Consider the following 16,435-nt stretch of genomic DNA (forward strand, 5'->3'; position numbering starts at 1 on the left):
ATGCTGCGGAGATAGGGTGCACAGGTGATTGACCCCGCGCCCGCCCGCCTGGTCGTCCTCATCTCCGGATCGGGCAGCAACCTGCAAGCACTTCTCGACGCGGCCGCCGACCCGGCGTACGGGGCAGAGGTGGTGGCAGTCGGCGCCGACCGGGACGGCATCGCGGGGCTCGACCGGGCCGCGGCGGCGGGCGTTCCCACTTTCGTGGACTCGGTGAAGGCGTACCCGAGCCGTGACGACTGGGACGCGGCGCTGACCGCACACGTCGCCGCCCATCAGCCGGACCTGGTGATCTCGGCAGGTTTCCTGAAGCTGGTCGGGAAGCAGTTCCTGGACGCGTTCGGCGACCGGTACATCAACACGCACAACGCGCTGCTGCCGGCCTTCCCCGGCATTCACGGGCCGCGGGACGCGATCGCGTACGGCGTCAAGATCGCCGGCGCGACACTCTTCTTCGTCGACGCCGGAGTCGACACCGGCCCGATCATCGCCCAGGTCGCCGTGCCCGTGCTCGACGACGACACGGAGGACACGCTCACCGAGCGGATCAAGGTGGCCGAGCGGGCACAGCTGGTCGAGTGCGTCGGCCGCCTGGTCCGCGAGGGCTGGACCATCGAGGACAGAAAGGTACGTATTCCGTGAGCTCCGTTGATGAGGGTCGCCGGCCGATCAGGCGGGCGCTGCTCAGCGTCTGGTACAAGGACGGGATCGTCGAGCTCGCCCGGGCGCTGCACGCGGCCGGTGTGGAGATCGTGTCGACCGGTTCGACCGCGGCGACCGTGGAGAAGGCGGGCGTGCCGGTGACCCGGGTGGAGGAGATCACCGGGTTCCCCGAGATCCTGAGCGACCGGGTCAAGACGCTGCACCCGTCGGTTCACGGTGGGCTGCTCGCCGACATGCGGCTGGAGAGCCACGTCTCGGAGCTCGAGGAGCACGGCATCGCGCCGTTCGACCTGCTGGTGAGCAACCTCTACCCGTTCAGCGAGACGGTCGCGTCCGGAGCGGACGAGGAGGACTGCGTCGCCAAGATCGATATTGGTGGACCGGCCATGGTCCGGGCGGCGGCCAAGAACCACGCGTCGGTCGCGGTGGTGACGGCCGTTTCCGCGTACCCCCTGGTGGTTGACGCCCTGACGAACGGCGGCTTCTCGCTGACGCAGCGCAAAGCGCTCGCGGCTCGCGCCTTCGCGGACATCGCGGAGTACGACGTGGCGGTGGCGAACTGGTGCGCGACCGTGCTGGCGCCCTCGGAGTGGCCGGCGTTCGCGGGGATCGCGCTGCAACGGTCGTCGGTGCTGCGCTATGGCGAGAACCCGCATCAGGAGGCGGCGCTCTACGTCGACCCGGGTGCGCCGGCCGGACTCGCGCAGGCCACCCAGCTGCACGGCAAGGAGATGTCCTACAACAACTACGTCGACGCGGACGCGGCCTGGAGGAGTGCGAACGACTTCACCGAACCCTGTGTGGCGATCATCAAGCACGCCAATCCGTGCGGGATCGCGATCGGCGAGGACGTGGCGGCCGCGCACCGCAAGGCACACGAGTGCGACCCGGTGTCAGCGTTCGGCGGCGTCGTGGCGGTCAACGCGTCGGTGACGGTTGAGCTCGCCCGGCAGCTTTCCGAGATCTTCACCGAGGTGATCGTGGCGCCCGGTTATGAGCCGGACGCGCTCTCCCTGCTGATGGAGAAGAAGAGCCTGCGGGTGCTGGTGGCGCCACCGTGGAATCCGGCTCCTGCGGAGATCAAGCAGGTCGGCGGCGGTGTGCTGGTGCAGATGGCGGACCGGATCTCGGCTCCGGGGGACTCTCCTTCCGCGTGGACTCTGGCCTGCGGAGAGCCGGCTTCTCCGGCCGTGCTGGCGGATCTGGCGTTCGCTTGGCGGGCGGTGCGGAGTGTGAAGAGCAACGCGATCCTGCTGGCGTCCGGTGGTGCGACTGTCGGGGTCGGGATGGGGCAGGTCAACCGGGTGGATTCGGCTCGGTTGGCGGTTTCGCGGGCTGGGGAGCGGGCTGTGGGGAGTGTGGCGGCTTCGGATGCGTTCTTTCCGTTCCCGGATGGGCTTGAGGTGTTGATCGGGGCTGGGGTCAGGGCTGTGGTGCAGCCTGGTGGGTCTATTCGGGACAATTTGGTCATCGAGGCGGCGGAGAAGGCGGGGGTGACCGTCTACCTGACGGGGACGCGGCACTTCTTCCACTGAGGGGAGCCGTGCGTCAGCGCCCTGGAGCGGCCGTGGTGGGGGGCTGGTGTGCGGCTCGTCCGGGTCGGCCGTGCGTCAGCGCCCTGGAGTGGCCGTGGTGGGGGGCTGGTGTGCGGCTTGTCCGGGTCGGCCGTGCGTCAGCGCCCTGGAGTGGCCGTGGTGGGGGGCTGGTGTGCGGCTCGTCCGGGTCGGCCGTGCGTCAGCGCCCTGGAGTGGCCGTGGTGGGGGGCTGACGCGCGGCTCGTCCGGGCCGGCCGTGCGTCAGAGCCCTGGAGTGGCGTGGTTGGGGGGCTGGTGTGCGGCTCGTCCGGGGCGGCCGTGCGTCAGCGTCCCTGGAGCGGCGTGGTGGGGGGCTGGCGTGCGGCTCGCTTGGGCGGGCCCTCACGCGCGGCGGCCCAGCTGCGCCATCGCCGCGAGCACCACCCGAGTCGTCTCCTCCGGCCGCCGCAGCACGTCATCAGCGGTGAAGCGCAGCACCGTCCACCCCGCGAGCCGCAACGCGTTCCCCCGCTCCGCATCCCGCCGGAACTGCGCCCTCTCCCGATGGTGATCGCCGTCGTACTCGACCGCGAGCCGCAGGTCCGGCCACGCGAGGTCCACTCTGCCGACCAGGACGCCGCCGGCGTTCCGCACCTCGAACTGGGTCACCGCCCGCGGTGTTCCGGCGTCGACGAGGAGCAGTCGTAGCCGTGTCTCCATCGGCGACTCGCTGCCCGGGTCGGCGAGCGGGAGCAGCCGTGCGAGCCGCGCCACACCGGGCCATCCCTGCCGTGCGCGCATCATGCGTCGCAGAACGTCCGGGTTGAGCAGGTGCCGGTGCAGCATGGCGTCCACGACGGCGAGGGCTTCCGGACGCGGGGCACGCCGTCCCAGGTCGAAGACGGTCCGCTCCGGCGTGGTGACCCGCAGACCGTCCCGCACTGTCACATCCGTGGCGGCGATGGTCGTGTAGTGCACCGCGATCCGCTCGTCCCGTCGCATCCCGCGAGTGCGTGGCGCGACCAGATGCACCGGTGTCGGTGTCCGCAGCGTGGCGGCACCCCACAGGCAGGCGGCGCTCGGCCCGCCGACGGCTGCCGGAGCCGACGTCGTCAGCATGGCGGCCACGCACCAGGACCGGTGATCGAGTTCGGCGTCCCGATGCGCGTAGACGTCCGGGAACAGCCGCTGCCAGCGCGGACCGGCCAGCATCTTCTTGGTGAGGAGGCCGGAGGCGACGGCGTGGGAGCCGACGAACGGGCCGGCGGAGAGAGCGGGCACCGGGACAGGGTGGAGCAACGCGACGGAAGATCGCTTGTGAGGCTGTGGACAACCCTCGACCGCCTGTGGACAAGCGGGTGGGATGAAAGGATCGAGTGGCTTACGTCCCGTTAAGCCGACCGGCTCGTAATGCCCCGTTTACCGGCTGATACGGTCGCGAAAAATCGCCAGGACACTGGGAGAGAGAGCTATGGGCAAGAAGGTAACCGTCGTAGGCGCCGGTTTCTACGGGTCCACGACCGCGCAGCGTCTCGCCGAGTACGACATCTTCGACACGGTGGTCCTCACCGACATCCTCGAGGGTAAGCCCGCCGGCATCGCACTCGACCTCAACCAGTCCCGTGCGATCGAGGGCTACGAGACCAAGGTCATCGGCGCGACCACCGGCCCGAACGGCGAGGGCTACGAGGCGATCGAGGGCTCCGACGTCGTCGTCGTGACCGCCGGTCTGCCGCGTAAGCCGGGCATGTCCCGGATGGACCTGCTCGAGGTCAACGCCAAGATCGTGCGCCAGGTCGCGGAGAACATCGCGAAGTACGCCCCGAACGCCGTCGTCATCGTCGTGTCCAACCCGGTCGACGAGATGACCGCGCTCGCCCAGATCGCCACCCAGTTCCCGAGGAACCGCGTCTTCGGCCAGGCCGGCGTGCTCGACACCGCCCGTTTCACGAACTTCATCGCCGAGGAGCTCAAGGTTCCGGTGGCCAGCGTCAAGGCGCTGACGCTCGGCTCGCACGGCGACACCATGGTTCCGGTTCCCTCGCGCTGCACGGTGGACGGCAAGCCGCTGTCCGAGCTGCTCCCGGCCGACAAGATCGAGGAGCTGGTGGTTCGCACCCGCAACGGTGGCGCCGAGGTCGTCGCGCTGCTCAAGACCGGTTCTGCCTACTACGCTCCGTCGGCCGCCGCCGCCCGCATGGCGAAGGCCGTCGCCGAGGACTCCGGTGTGGTCATGCCGGTCTGCGCCTGGGTCGAGGGCGAGTACGGCATCTCCGGCGTCTACCTGGGCGTCGAGGCCGAGCTGGGCGCGCAGGGCATCAAGAAGGTCGTCGAGGACAAGCTCACCGACAGCGAGGTCGCCGGTCTGAAGGAGGCCGCCGAGGCGGTCCGGGCCAAGCAGGCGGACGTCGCTCACCTCTGATCCACGCGGGCGAGATCTGATCGGGAGAGGCCGGGGCCGTGCGCCCCGGCCTTCCTGCGTCATGGGTACGAGGTAAAGCACGCACGATCACACGCGGACAACCGCCACGACGAGCGAGGTGGCCGCGACCGCCACCGCGACACCCAGCAGAGTGGCCATGGCACGGCCGTGATCGGGTTCTTTCCTCAGTTTGGCCGCCAGCCAGGCCAGGGCCAGGGTGATCGCCCCGGCGAGGAGTCCCCAGTGCGCGCCGACGAGGAAGGCCGCGCCGCCCACCCCGCTGACCAGTTCGACCGGATCCCAGTCCCGGCTCGGCAGGTAGGAGATGGCGGTGAGCGCCAGCACACCGGCCACCACGCCGGCCGTCACCCGCAGCCACTTACCGAGCCGCCGGTGCCACAACACGAGCGCCCCGATGGCGGCTCCTCCGGCGTAGCAGATCAGCCAGCCGGACACGGCCATCGCCGCCGTCGCGCCGCCGGTGATCGACCGTGCCGTCTCGTTGAACAGGACGCCGAACGTGGGCGCGACGACGAGGAAGGCCAGGAGCGGGATCAGCGTGAACGCGACGCAGACGCCCAGGAAGACGAGGCAGCCCGTCAGGCATCCGCTGTTGTCGGATTTCGGGTTCCGGAACTCGATGGCCGAGTCATCGGAGCTCATCAGTCGATTCTAGGAAGGTCACGCCAGCACGATCGCCGCCAGCAGCGTGGCGATCAGGAACGTCACGAACGGGGCGAGGACCGCGACCAGGCGGACGACCGGGTCGGGGCTGCGGCGCGCCGCGTCGCTGAAGAGCAGCGGCGGCATCACGAAGGTCGTGACGGCGCCGGCCACCAGCCCGCAGCGCAGGCCGGTGACGAAACCCGCGCCGCCGGGGCCGTCGACCAGCGGCAGGAGTTCCTGGTTGCCGGCCGGGAACAGGCAGACGTCGACCGCGACGAGGGCGAGCGCGATGGTGATCATCAGGTAGGCCCAGCGCGGGATCGGCCGCCGCGTCCACCGTGGCACGGTGACCAGGAACAGCACGCACGGCAGCCAGTAGATCAGCCAGCCGGCGACCGCCATGCCCGACGGATGTCCGAAGGTGAGCACGCGTGCGGCGTCGATCCAGGCGCCGGCCACGACCGGTCCGGCCGCGAACATCGCGATCCAGCCGATCACCAGCACGATGCCCGCCCACACGCGGAGCTCGCCGTCCTCGTTGAAGATCATCGGTCAGCCCGCGAGGACGGTCGCGGCGGCCAGCGTCGCGAGCGCGAACGTGCCGAGGCCGATGAGAAACGACATCCGCCGTTCGGCGCGGGCGTCGGAGTCGCCGTCGTCCCCGTCGCGGCCGATGTCCCCCGCGACGAGGAGGGACACGACGCCGGCGAGCGCGCCGTTGCGCAGACCGGCGATGAAGCCCGCGCCGCCCGGCCCGCCGACCAGGTGCGCCAGGTCGAGCCGTTCGGGGTACGGGGTGGCGTACACGGCCAGCGGCACCAGCGCGGCGAGGAGAACGCCGAGAGCCCACGCCGGTTTCGTCTCGAGTCGCTCGCTGCCCATCATCGCGAGTGCGAGGACCACACCGAACGGCGCGAAGACCAGCAGCCATCCGGCGATCGCCATGCCCCACGGTTCTCCGCCGGTGACCGCGCGGGCCAAGCCGGCGTATCCGCTGATGATCGCTCCGGCGAACCAGATCAGCGCGGCGAACCCGCCCGCCAGCAGGAGCCCGTAGCCGATGCGGATCCGCCTCCAGCGCTGCCGCAGGATCCACGCCCTCGGCACCGGACGCGGCACGTGTCTCACCGGCGCGCGGCGTTTCCGGGGCCGCTTCCGGCGAGCTTGGGAGGTCATCGCCAGATGATATTGACACGTGTCACGCGTGCGCCACGGCCACCGCGAGTACGAGCGACGCGATGACGGCTGCGGCAGCCGCGGTGCCGAGCAGCCACCGCCGGTTCCACGGGTCCGCCACCCGGCGGGCGGCCCGCAGGATCTTCGCCGCCAGCACGGTGCAGCCGGCGAGGGCGAGCGTCACCCAGCCGAACTCGGTGCCGCGGACGAGATCGAGGTCGGCGTGACCGAACATGGTCGCCGAGCCGCGGGTCGGCAGGAACCAGAGCGCCGGTGCCGCACTGGCCGCGCCTGCCGCGTAGAGCGACAGAAGCAGGGCCTGGCTGCGCAGGCGGAGCCGGGTTGCGGCCAGCAGGAAACCCGCGGTGGTGCCGGCGGAAGCGATCACGACGAGCCAGCCGGCTGCGGCGCGCGCTCCCGCGCTCTCTCCGAACAGGTCCCGCACACCGCCGATCAGGTCGTCCCGGAGGAGGAACCCGGTGACGCCCACCACACCGATCGCGGCCAGCCAGCCGAGCGCGTTGCCGGCCCCGGCCGCGCGGCGGCGGAGGTCCTCGCCCCATGTGCCGCCGTGCCGAGGCTGATAGCGCTTATCGGCTCGCCGCATCTTCATCGCCTGGGATGGTAGAGGGAGACCGCCGGGGTCGGGGCCGCCCGGCGATCTTCAACGGGCGGGCAGTACGCTCGTACTGCTAAGCGTGTGTTTCGGGAGAGGAGCGCCGGCCGATGGCGAAAATCAAGGTCAAGAACCCGGTCGTGGAGATCGACGGCGACGAGATGACCCGGATCATCTGGAAGCAGATCCGTGAGCAGCTGATCCTGCCGTACCTCGATGTGAACCTCGAGTACTACGACCTGTCGATCCAGTACCGGGACGAGACCGACGACCAGGTGACGATCGACTCGGCCAACGCCATCAAGCGGCACGGCGTCGGCGTCAAGTGCGCCACGATCACGCCGGACGAGGCGCGGGTGCAGGAGTTCGGCCTCAAGAAGATGTGGCGGTCGCCGAACGGCACGATCCGCAACATCCTCGGCGGTGTCGTGTTCCGCGAGCCGATCATCATGTCGAACGTACCCCGGCTGGTACCGAGCTGGACCAAGCCGATCATCATCGGCCGTCACGCCCACGGCGACCAGTACAAGGCGACCGATTTCGTCGCGCCGAAGGCCGGCAAGTTCACCGTCACCTTCACGCCGGAGGACGGCTCGGAGCCGCTCGAGTTCCACGTCGCGGACTTCCCGGCCGGCGGCGTCGGCATGGCGATGTACAACTTCGACGAGTCGATCCGCGACTTCGCGCGTGCCTCGTTCCGGTACGGCCTGGCCCGCAACTACCCGGTCTACCTCTCCACCAAGAACACGATCCTGAAGGCGTACGACGGGCGGTTCAAGGACCTGTTCGCCGAGATCTTCGAGACCGAGTTCGCCGACCAGTTCAAGGCGGCCGGCCTCACGTACGAGCACCGGCTGATCGACGACATGGTCGCTGCCGCGCTCAAGTGGGAGGGCGGCTACGTCTGGGCCTGCAAGAACTACGACGGTGACGTGCAGTCCGACACCGTGGCGCAGGGCTTCGGCTCGCTCGGCCTGATGACCTCGGTGCTGATGACCCCGGACGGCCAGACCGTCGAGGCCGAGGCCGCGCACGGCACGGTCACCCGGCACTACCGGCAGTGGCAGAAGGGCGAGAAGACCTCGACCAACCCGATCGCGTCGATCTTCGCCTGGACCGGTGGCCTCAAGCACCGCGGCAAGCTGGACGGCACCCCCGAGGTGACCCAGTTCGCCGAGACGCTGGAGAAGGTCTGCATCGAGACCGTCGAGGGCGGTCAGATGACCAAGGACCTCGCGCTGCTGATCGCCAAGGACGCGCCCTGGCTCTCCACCGACGAGTTCATGAACGCGCTCGACGAGAACCTGGCCCGCAAGCTCGGCGCCTGATTCTCGAAAGCTCCGAACAGTCCCGTCGGCCTCTGTGCCGGCGGGACTTTCGGCTCTCCTGGGACTTCTCGCCGGCGACGACGATGGAGTTGACGAAGAAGGAGAGCGGGATGAGTGAGATCGACGGTCTGGTCGGCAACGCGGAGAAGGCGCTGGCCGAGTACGCGGACTTCACCCAGGAGAGGATCGACCACATCGTCGGCAAGGCTTCGGTGGCCGCGCTCGACAAGCACGGCGAGCTGGCCGCGCTGGCGGTCGAGGAGACCGGCCGGGGCGTGTTCGAGGACAAGGCCGTCAAGAACATCTTCGCCTGCGAGCACGTCACCAACAGCATGGCCGGGATGAAGACGGTCGGCGTGATCCACCGCGACGACGTCGACGGGATCACCGAGATCGCCGACCCGGTCGGTGTGGTCTGCGCGGTCACCCCGGTCACCAACCCGACCTCGACCACGATCTTCAAGGCGCTGCTGGCACTGAAGACCCGCAACCCGATCATCTTCGCCTTCCACCCGAGCGCGCAGCGGTGCAGCGCGGAGGCGGCCCGGGTGGTGCGCGACGCCGCGATCGCGGCCGGCGCGCCGGAGAACTGCGTCCAGTGGGTGGAGCAGCCGTCGATCCAGGCGACGGCCGCGCTGATGAACCACCCGGGCGTCGCCACAATCCTGGCCACCGGCGGCAACGCGATGGTCCGGGCGGCGTACTCGACCGGCAAGCCGGCACTCGGCGTGGGTGCGGGCAACGTTCCCGCGTACGTTCACCCGTCCGCCGACGTGGTCCGCGCGGTGCACGACATCGTGGTCTCGAAGACGTTCGACAACGGCATGATCTGCGCGTCCGAGCAGGCCGTGGTGCTGGACCACTCGATCGCCGCTCGCGCGATCGCGGAGTTCGAGCGGCTGCACGCCTACGTCGTGACGGCCGAGGAGAAGGTGCTCCTGCAGGACCTGATCTTCCCGGACGGCCGGAAGCTCAACCCCGCCGTCGTCGGCCAGCCGTCCGCGTGGATCGCCGAGCAGGCCGGCTTCGCTGTGCCCGAGGACACCTCGGTCCAGCTGGCCGAGATCGGCGAGGTCGGCCCGGCCGAGCCGCTGAGCCGCGAGAAGCTCTGCCCGGTGCTGGCCGTGCTGACGGCAGCCGACGAGGAGCAGGGCATCCGGTACGCCGAGCAGATGGTCGAGTTCCACGGCCTCGGCCACAGTGCCGTGGTGCACGCGAAGGACCCCGAGCTCTCCGAGCGGTTCGGCAAGCGGATGAAGGCCGTACGCGTCATCTGGAACGCGCCCGCCTCGCAGGGCGGCATCGGTGACATCTACAACGGGTTCCGGCCCTCGCTGACGCTGGGTTGCGGCAGTTACGGGCACACGTCGGTCTCCGACAACGTGTCCGCGCTCAACCTGCTCAACATCAAGCGGATCGGCCGGAGGACGAACAACATGCAGTGGTTCAAGGTGCCGGCGAAGATGTACTTCGAGCCGCACGCCATCCGGTACTTCCGGGACATGCCCGGCGTCACCCGGATCACCATCGTCACCGACCACACGATGACCAAGCTCGGTTACGTCGACCGGATCAGCAACGTGCTGCGGGAACGCGCCGAGCCGGTCACCATCCAGGTGATCGACGGTGTCGAGCCGGAACCGAGCATCGAGACCGTGCAGACCGGCGCGGCCCTGATGCGCTCGTTCCGCCCGGACACCATCATCGCGCTCGGCGGCGGGTCGCCGATGGACGCCGCCAAGGTGATGTGGCTGCTTTACGAGCACCCGGACGTCGACTTCGGTGACATGAAGGAGAAGTTCTTCGACATCCGCAAGCGGGCGTTCAAGTTCCCGGAGCTCGGCAACCTGGCCCAGCTCGTCTGCGTGCCGACCACCTCGGGTACGGGCGCCGAGGTCACCCCGTTCGCGGTGATCACCGACACGGCCACCGGGCAGAAGTTCCCGCTCGCCGACTACGCGCTCACCCCGAGTGTGGCGATCATCGACCCGCACCTGACCAAGGACCTGCCGGCCGTGGTCACCGCGGACAGCGGCTTCGACGCGCTCACCCACGCCACCGAGGCGTACGTGTCGGTCTACGCCAGCGACTACACCGACGGTCTGGCCCTGCACGCCATCAAGCTGATCTTCGGCAACCTGGAGCGGGCCGTGAATCAGGGCGGCGACGACCCGTTGGCCCGGGAGAAGATGCACAACGCCGGGACGATCGCCGGCATGTCGTTCGGCAACGCGTTCCTCGGCATCGTGCACGCCATGGCGCACACGCTGGGCGCGACGTTCCACGTGGCGCACGGCCGGACCAACGCGATCCTGCTGCCGCACGTGATCCGGCACAACGGCACCGTGCCGTCCAAGCTGAACAGCTGGCCGAAGTACGAGCGGTACATCGCACCGGAGCGGTTCCAGGACATCGCCCGTCACCTCGGGCTGCCGGCGGATACCCCGGAGCAGGGCGTCGAGTCGTACGCCAGGGCGGTCGAACGCCTCCGCGACGCCGTCGGCATCCCGCCGTCGTTCCAGGGCGCCGGCGTCGACGAGAAGGAGTTCCTCGGCGCGCTGCCGCAGCAGGCGATGAACGCCTACCTGGACCAGTGCGCGCCGGCGAACCCGCGGATGCCGATGCTGGAGGACATGAAACGGATCATGAAGAACGCCTACTACGGCGAGTGACCTATGCCGCGTCCCGGAGCAGCTGAGCCGCCTGCTCCGGGACGACGTCGTTGACGAACGCGCCCATCGCCGACTCCGATCCGGCCAGGAACTTCAGCTTGTCGGCGGCGCGGCGGATGCTGAACAGCTGCAGGTGCAGGTAGCCCAGGTCGCGCCCCTCGCCGACGACCGCCTGGTGCCACGCCGAGATGTACGGCATCGGCTTGCCGAACAGCCCGTCGAAGCGACGCAGCACGTCCAGGTAGAGCGGCCCGAACGCGTCGCGCTCGGCGTCCGAGAGGGCGGGCAGGTCGGGCACCCGCCGGTGCGGGGCGACGTGGACCTCGAAGGGCCACCGGGAGGCGGCGGGGACGTAGGCGGTCCAGTGTTCGTTGGACGCGATCACGCGTACCTTTGCGGTCTGCTCCGCGGCCAGGACGTCAGCGTAGAGATTGCGCCCGCCGGTTTTCGTCGCGTGCCGCTCCGCGGCGCGGAGCATGGCCGCTGTCCGCGGCGGCACGGTCGGGTAGGCGTAGATCTGGCCGTGTGGGTGGTGCAGCGTCACGCCGATCTCGACGCCCCGGTTCTCGAACGGGAAGACCTGCGCGACGCCGGGCAGGCCGGACAGCTCGGCGGTGCGGTCCGCAAGCGCTTCGACCACGGTACGCACACGCGACGGCGGCAGGGAGCCGAAGGCGCTGTTGTGGTCGCTGGTGAAGCAGACCACCTCGCAGCGGCCGAGGCCCGGCCTGACCGGCACCATCTCGGTCAGCTCACTGATCTCGTCGGGGACGATGCGGTCGCTGAACGAGGGGAACTGGTTCTCGAAGACCACCACGTCGTAGTCCGGCGCGGGGATCTCGCTGGCGAACCGGTCGGTGGTGGGGCAGAGCGGGCAGGCGTCGGTGGGCGGCAGGAACGTGCGCGTCTGACGGTGCGCGGCGATCGCGATCCACTCGTCGACCAGCGGGTCGTAACGCAGCTGGGAGGCCGGCGGGGGCGGCGGGAGCTGCCGGGAGTCCGCATAGGCCGAGCGGCCGGAACCGGGCTTCTCGTCGAAGTAGATCAGCTCGCGGCCGTCCGAGAGACGGACGGCCGAGCGGGTCGGGGTCACTGCGGGTTCACCACCACGAGTTCAGGAACGGATTCCGTGAGCAGGGCCCGGGCATCCGCGTCCAGCCCGTCGTCGGTGATCAGGACGTCGGCGCGGCCCAGCGCCACGATCGACGAGATGCCCACGGTGCCCCACTTGGTGTGGTCGGCGAGCACGACCAGGCGCTCGGCCGCCTCCACGAGGGCCCGGTTGACGTCGGCCTCCATCAGGTTGGGCGTCGTGTAACCGGCGCGCTCGCTCATCCCGTGCACGCCGAGGAAGAGCACGTCCAGGTGCAGGGTGCCGATCGCGGCCACCGCCACCGGGCCGACCAGGGCGTCCGACGGGGTCCGCGTCCCGCCGGTCAGCACCACGGTCTGGTCCGGGCGCCCGGCCCGGTAGAAGACGTCGGCGACCGGGATCGAGTTGGTCACGACGGTCAGCGCGGGCACGTCGACGAGGCGCTGCGCGAGCTCGGCGGTGGTGGTGCCGGCCGACAGCGCGATGGCGTCGCCGGGGGAGACGAGACCGGCGGCCCGGATGGCGATCGCGGTCTTCTCGTCGCGCTGGCGGTCCGATTTCGCGGCGAAACCGGGTTCGTGAGCCGAACCGGGGCTTACGGTGGTGGCGCCACCGTGTACCTTCGCGAGCAAACCCCGGTCTGCCAGGGCCTCCAGGTCGCGGCGGATGGTCATGTCGGACACGCCGTACTCCGTGGCGAGCTCGCTGACCCGGACGCCACCGGTGGCACGGACCCGATCGAGGATCGCTGCCTGACGCTGCTGAGCTAGCACCCGCGGATCCTCCGCTTTCCAACCGGTAACCGAACTATTTCGAACACACTCGAACACTACAGTGTGATCGGGTCGGTGCGGAAGGGTGAGTTCAGATACCCCGGCCACGTTTGTGCAGTGCCGAGAGGACGTTCTCGACCTTGACCGCTCCGGTGATCGCGGCGATGGCGATGGCGGCACGCGGTTCGCGCCAGTTCGCGCGTACCGCCTCCTTGCTGTACTGCCAGGCCTGGCTGCGGTTTCCGGTGGCTGCGGACCAGCAGGCGAGCTGGCCGTACACGCGTGCGGCGCCCGGGCGGCAACCGCTGATCTCCGGGTGCCGGCGCATCATCCAGCGCAGCGAGGAGATCTTGGTGGCGTACTCGTACGCGTAGTGCGAGGTGCGGCCCCAGAGTACTCGCACGAGCGGCTCGTCCAGGTGCACGATCGGCGCCCGGCGCGCGGCGCGCAGCAGCAGGTCCCAGTCCTCGTTCTGGCTGCCCGGCGCGTCCTCGGCGACCAGGCCGATCCGGTCCTCGGCCAGGGCCTCGCGGCGGATCAGGAACGACGACGAGTGCAGCATCGCCATCCGCGAGCGGGCCAGGTCGTCCACTGTCACCCGGGGGCGGCCGGCGAGTCGCGGGGTGGTGCGGCCCTCGTACTCGACCTCGATCGCGCAGGTGGCGAACTCGGCGTCCGGCTCGGCCAGCAGCGCGGCCACCTGGCGGCGCAGCTTGTCGGGCAGCCACCGGTCGTCGTCGTCGCAGAACGCCACCAGCTCGGTGTCCAGCGCCAGCAGCCCGGTGTTGCGGGCGCCGGCCAGGCCGGGGGAGCGCCAGTTGGTGAGGACCAGGACCGGTACGCCCTCGGTCGAGGCGAGCAGGTAGTCGGGCTCGGTCTGGTCGTACACCAGCACGATCTTGATCTCGCCCGGGTAGTGCTGCTCCCGTACCGCGGCGATCGAGCGGCGGACCAGCTCGGGACGGTTCCGGGTGGGGATGACCACCCCGACGGACGGCCAGTTCATCGTGCCTCCACGTTGATCGGGTAGCCGTACGCCCGCAGCATCGGGCCGCACACCGCGCCCACCAGCCGGCGCTGCGCACTGGGCAGCGCCCGCTTCCAGGCGTCGTCACGGCTCAGCGGCAGCCGGCCGACCGTGAACCGCATCGGGTTGCCGGCCGCGCTGTGCCCGACCCGCAGGTCGGCGTGGTCGGACCGGAGGAAGTCCAGGTCCTCGGGGCGCAGGGTGACACCGGCGAAGTCGGCGAGGCGGATCAGCCCGGCCCGCGGGTCGGCGAGGAACTCCTCGTAGCGGATCCGGCGCACCGGGACGCCGCGGCGGGCGAGCAGGCCGAACGCGGCGTTGTGCGCGTTCCAGAGCAGGGCCGAGCGGCCGGGTGAGTAGCGGGTCATCTCGTCCGCGCCGTCGGTCTCCGGGCGGGAGACGGTCTTGGTCCAGGAGTACGCCACCCCGCGGGCGTCGCGCACCACGTGGATCACCCGGAGATCGATGTCCCCGGCCCAGCGCAGGACGTGGGCGAGAGCGGAGTGTTTGGAGGAGTCGACCACGACCGGCGAACCGGAGACCTCGGCGGCGGCGGCGTAGACCCGGGAGTAGTAGGAGGCGTACTCGCGTACCTCGTCGGAGGCGGCCGCCGCGGACGCGAGCCGCGGGATGTGCCGGGTGCGCTCGACGGCGTCGCGCAGCGCGTGCACCCGGTCCACGTCGACGTTGGCCCAGCCGTTGAAGGCCATCTCACCGACCCGGCGCCAGAAGGTGCAGCCGGAGAAGCGGGCGCCGCAGCCGCAGCGCTCGTCGTCGCGGATGTCGCGTTGCCACAGGTGGACCACCTCGCCGAGGGCGCACATCCCGGGCAGCTCGCCGAGCAGGCGTTCCACGAGCGTGGTTCCGCTTCGCCCCAATCCGCCCAGAAAAAGCACCTGTGCCACTTTGGCTCACCTTCGCTCGTTTCGCTCTGGTAACGAGTGAAGCAAGCAAAAGGAGGCGTTAGGTGACTATCGAGGCTTTCGACCGGGTACACCTCGACGGGACCGGTATCGACCGGATCACCGAGGACGAGGTCGTGGCCGTGGTGCGTGACGCTCTCGCGGGAGGCAGGGGCGGCCGCATCATCACCCCGAACGTCGACATCCTGCGCCGTGCCTCCGCCGATCCCCGGGTGCGGCGGCACCTCGACGACGCCGATCTCATCGTCGCCGACGGCATGCCGCTGGTCTGGGCGAGCCGGCTCGGCGGCGCGCCGCTTCCCGAGCGGGTCGCGGGCAGCAGCCTGATCTGGTCGCTCTCCGAAGGGCTGGGCCGGGACGGTCGCTCGATCTTCGTTGTGGGCGGTGCGCCGCCGAGCGCGGGCAAGCCGGACGGTGCGGCCCGTGCCGCGGCCCGGCTGGCCGCGGCGTTCCCGGGCCTGCGCATCGCGGGCAGCCTCAGCCCGAGTTTTGGATTCGAATACGACCAGGCACGGTACGCCAGAGTGTGCAAGCGGATCGTGCGGGCCGAGCCGGACCTGGTGTTCGTCGGGCTCGGTTTCCCGAAGCAGGAGAACGTCATCGAGCGGCTCCGCGAGCACCTGCCGCGCACCTGGTTCGTCGGATGCGGCGCCGCGGTGAACTTCGTCGCCGGTGACGTGCACCGGGCGCCGCGCTGGATGCAGCGGACCGGCCTGGAGTGGGCGCACCGCCTCGGCACCGAACCCCGGCGGCTGGCCGGCCGGTATCTCCGGCACGACGCCCCTTACGCGCTGCGTCTCCTGGCGCGTGCCCCGCGCCGCCGCCCGTGAGAGTGCGGGATCCCGCGGAAGGTGTGCCGGCGCTGCGCGGGGCGGCCGGGTGCCGCGATGGTGGGCTGGGGGTAGAGCACCGACTCGTAGCCCTCCTGCCAGGGGAAGGTGTCCCAGGGGTCGGGCCAGACCACCTGGTGCAGGTGGACCCGGTCGTCGCCGTAACGTGCCAGGGCGGCGCCGGGGAAGACGTCGGCGGTGGGGTCGCCGGCGACGATGACGACGTCCTGGTCGACGATCAGGTCGGTGAGCCGCTCACCGTGGCGCAGCTGCAGGCCCTCGTCGCGCACGCGAACGGCCAGCTCGTTGAGGATGGAGTGGCCGACCTCGGGCGGCAGGCCGGCGATCGCCAGCTCGGAGAGCCCGAAGCCGGTCAGCCCGACGGTGTACGCGAACGGCACCGCCTCGTCCGGGTCGTCCTCGGAGGGAACGACGTGCACGACGGCCCAGCCATACTCGTCGATCAGCTCACTCTGGCGGTCGAAGAAGTCGTCGCGGAAGGACATCGGTGACACCCCCGGGAGTCGTACGCGTTCTGTCCCACTAACTATGGAACAGGTGTACGACACTTTTCCGGCCGGGACACCGGCGGGTCTACTCCGCGGACAGCCACGGCAACCGGCCGGAGTTCCTAGAGCCGGACGTGGCCGCCTGACCAGCGATCGCTACGCCGGCGGTGCGGGCGTAGCGATCGCGTTGCAGGTGTCCCGGCGGCCGCGCTGCGGCCCGGTG

The 16,435-nt window shown here is 70.2% G+C and carries 16 protein-coding genes; 6 read left to right on the top strand and 10 right to left on the bottom strand.

Annotation, left to right across the window (positions count from 1 at the left end; translation table 11 throughout):
• The first annotated feature begins 24 nt into the window (after nucleotides 1-24).
• Nucleotides 25-642 (top strand): phosphoribosylglycinamide formyltransferase, encoded by a 618-nt coding sequence (gene purN / locus AB0M02_RS08305; protein ID WP_364223508.1) that lies wholly within the window; start codon nucleotides 25-27, stop codon nucleotides 640-642.
• Complete coding sequence (gene purH / locus AB0M02_RS08310) at nucleotides 639-2,198, top strand: bifunctional phosphoribosylaminoimidazolecarboxamide formyltransferase/IMP cyclohydrolase (protein WP_364223510.1); 1,560 nt, start codon at nucleotides 639-641, stop codon at nucleotides 2,196-2,198. Before purN ends, purH begins: the two co-directional genes overlap by 4 nt.
• A 381-nt stretch (nucleotides 2,199-2,579) precedes the next feature.
• Here purH and AB0M02_RS08315 read toward each other — a convergent pair whose 3' ends face one another.
• Complete coding sequence (locus AB0M02_RS08315) at nucleotides 2,580-3,458, bottom strand: DUF559 domain-containing protein (RefSeq protein ID WP_364223512.1); 879 nt, start codon at nucleotides 3,456-3,458, stop codon at nucleotides 2,580-2,582.
• A 190-nt stretch (nucleotides 3,459-3,648) separates the two neighbouring features.
• On the opposite strand from AB0M02_RS08315, the gene mdh reads away from it, so the two are divergent.
• Nucleotides 3,649-4,599: a malate dehydrogenase gene (gene mdh, locus AB0M02_RS08320; RefSeq protein ID WP_364223514.1), complete on the top strand. Its 951-nt coding sequence runs from the start codon at nucleotides 3,649-3,651 to the stop codon at nucleotides 4,597-4,599.
• Nucleotides 4,600-4,686: 87 nt separating this feature from the next.
• Here the strand turns inward: mdh and AB0M02_RS08325 are convergent, their stop codons facing one another.
• The 4 genes from AB0M02_RS08325 to AB0M02_RS08340 form a co-directional block, all read right to left on the bottom strand.
• On the bottom strand, nucleotides 4,687-5,262 hold the full coding sequence (locus AB0M02_RS08325; RefSeq protein ID WP_364223516.1) for a hypothetical protein: 576 nt from the start codon (nucleotides 5,260-5,262) through the stop codon (nucleotides 4,687-4,689).
• Between the two features lie 18 nt (nucleotides 5,263-5,280).
• Nucleotides 5,281-5,814, bottom strand: a complete 534-nt coding sequence (locus AB0M02_RS08330) for a hypothetical protein (RefSeq protein ID WP_364223518.1) — start codon at nucleotides 5,812-5,814, stop codon at nucleotides 5,281-5,283.
• Nucleotides 5,815-5,817: 3 nt separating this feature from the next.
• Nucleotides 5,818-6,384, bottom strand: a complete 567-nt coding sequence (locus AB0M02_RS08335; protein ID WP_364223520.1) for a hypothetical protein — start codon at nucleotides 6,382-6,384, stop codon at nucleotides 5,818-5,820.
• A 79-nt stretch (nucleotides 6,385-6,463) separates the two neighbouring features.
• Entirely contained in the window at nucleotides 6,464-7,054 is a 591-nt protein-coding gene (locus tag AB0M02_RS08340) for a hypothetical protein (protein ID WP_364223522.1), read from the bottom strand.
• A 113-nt stretch (nucleotides 7,055-7,167) separates the two neighbouring features.
• On the opposite strand from AB0M02_RS08340, the gene AB0M02_RS08345 reads away from it, so the two are divergent.
• A complete protein-coding gene (locus tag AB0M02_RS08345) occupies nucleotides 7,168-8,385 on the top strand; it encodes an NADP-dependent isocitrate dehydrogenase (RefSeq protein WP_364223524.1) in 1,218 nt (405 codons plus the stop codon).
• Between the two features lie 83 nt (nucleotides 8,386-8,468).
• Complete coding sequence (gene adhE / locus AB0M02_RS08350; RefSeq protein ID WP_364223526.1) at nucleotides 8,469-11,057, top strand: bifunctional acetaldehyde-CoA/alcohol dehydrogenase; 2,589 nt, start codon at nucleotides 8,469-8,471, stop codon at nucleotides 11,055-11,057.
• Between the two features lies 1 nt (nucleotide 11,058).
• On the opposite strand, the gene galT is transcribed toward adhE, so the two are convergent.
• The 4 genes from galT to AB0M02_RS08370 all read right to left on the bottom strand — a co-directional run bounded on the left by galT (nucleotide 11,059) and on the right by AB0M02_RS08370 (nucleotide 14,855).
• Nucleotides 11,059-12,150 carry a galactose-1-phosphate uridylyltransferase gene (galT, locus tag AB0M02_RS08355; RefSeq protein WP_364223528.1) on the bottom strand — a complete coding sequence of 364 codons (1,092 nt, stop codon included), beginning with the start codon at nucleotides 12,148-12,150 and terminating at the stop codon, nucleotides 11,059-11,061.
• Nucleotides 12,147-12,923, bottom strand: coding sequence for a DeoR/GlpR family DNA-binding transcription regulator (locus AB0M02_RS08360; RefSeq protein WP_364223530.1), 777 nt, complete (start codon nucleotides 12,921-12,923; stop codon nucleotides 12,147-12,149). Before AB0M02_RS08360 ends, galT begins: the two co-directional genes overlap by 4 nt.
• A 91-nt stretch (nucleotides 12,924-13,014) precedes the next feature.
• Nucleotides 13,015-13,929 (bottom strand): glycosyltransferase family A protein, encoded by a 915-nt coding sequence (locus AB0M02_RS08365; protein WP_364223532.1) that lies wholly within the window; start codon nucleotides 13,927-13,929, stop codon nucleotides 13,015-13,017.
• Nucleotides 13,926-14,855: a sulfotransferase gene (locus tag AB0M02_RS08370; protein WP_364223534.1), complete on the bottom strand. Its 930-nt coding sequence runs from the start codon at nucleotides 14,853-14,855 to the stop codon at nucleotides 13,926-13,928. Before AB0M02_RS08370 ends, AB0M02_RS08365 begins: the two co-directional genes overlap by 4 nt.
• 62 nt (nucleotides 14,856-14,917) lie before the next feature.
• Here AB0M02_RS08370 and AB0M02_RS08375 point away from each other — a divergent pair, with 62 nt between their 5' ends.
• Nucleotides 14,918-15,703 (top strand): WecB/TagA/CpsF family glycosyltransferase, encoded by a 786-nt coding sequence (locus AB0M02_RS08375; RefSeq protein WP_364223536.1) that lies wholly within the window; start codon nucleotides 14,918-14,920, stop codon nucleotides 15,701-15,703.
• Here AB0M02_RS08375 and AB0M02_RS08380 read toward each other — a convergent pair.
• On the bottom strand, nucleotides 15,658-16,209 hold the full coding sequence (locus tag AB0M02_RS08380; RefSeq protein ID WP_364223538.1) for a DUF4262 domain-containing protein: 552 nt from the start codon (nucleotides 16,207-16,209) through the stop codon (nucleotides 15,658-15,660). The genes AB0M02_RS08375 and AB0M02_RS08380 overlap by 46 nt on opposite strands.
• Nucleotides 16,210-16,435 lie beyond the last annotated feature (226 nt).

The organism is Actinoplanes sp. NPDC051861 (assembly GCF_040681145.1).
In the GTDB taxonomy this organism is placed as follows: domain Bacteria; phylum Actinomycetota; class Actinomycetes; order Mycobacteriales; family Micromonosporaceae; genus Actinoplanes.

Bases quoted from the DNA above. Each gene is read 5' to 3' on its own strand.
- AB0M02_RS08340 (WP_364223522.1), bottom strand. From the start codon at position 7,054: ATGAAGATGCGGCGAGCCGATAAGCGCTATCAGCCTCGGCACGGCGGC.
- AB0M02_RS08330 (WP_364223518.1), bottom strand. From the start codon at position 5,814: ATGATCTTCAACGAGGACGGCGAGCTCCGCGTGTGGGCGGGCATCGTG.
- mdh (WP_364223514.1), top strand. From the start codon at position 3,649: ATGGGCAAGAAGGTAACCGTCGTAGGCGCCGGTTTCTACGGGTCCACG.
- AB0M02_RS08380 (WP_364223538.1), bottom strand. From the start codon at position 16,209: ATGTCCTTCCGCGACGACTTCTTCGACCGCCAGAGTGAGCTGATCGAC.
- adhE (WP_364223526.1), top strand. From the start codon at position 8,469: ATGGAGTTGACGAAGAAGGAGAGCGGGATGAGTGAGATCGACGGTCTG.
- AB0M02_RS08365 (WP_364223532.1), bottom strand. From the start codon at position 13,929: ATGAACTGGCCGTCCGTCGGGGTGGTCATCCCCACCCGGAACCGTCCC.
- AB0M02_RS08325 (WP_364223516.1), bottom strand. From the start codon at position 5,262: ATGAGCTCCGATGACTCGGCCATCGAGTTCCGGAACCCGAAATCCGAC.
- AB0M02_RS08345 (WP_364223524.1), top strand. From the start codon at position 7,168: ATGGCGAAAATCAAGGTCAAGAACCCGGTCGTGGAGATCGACGGCGAC.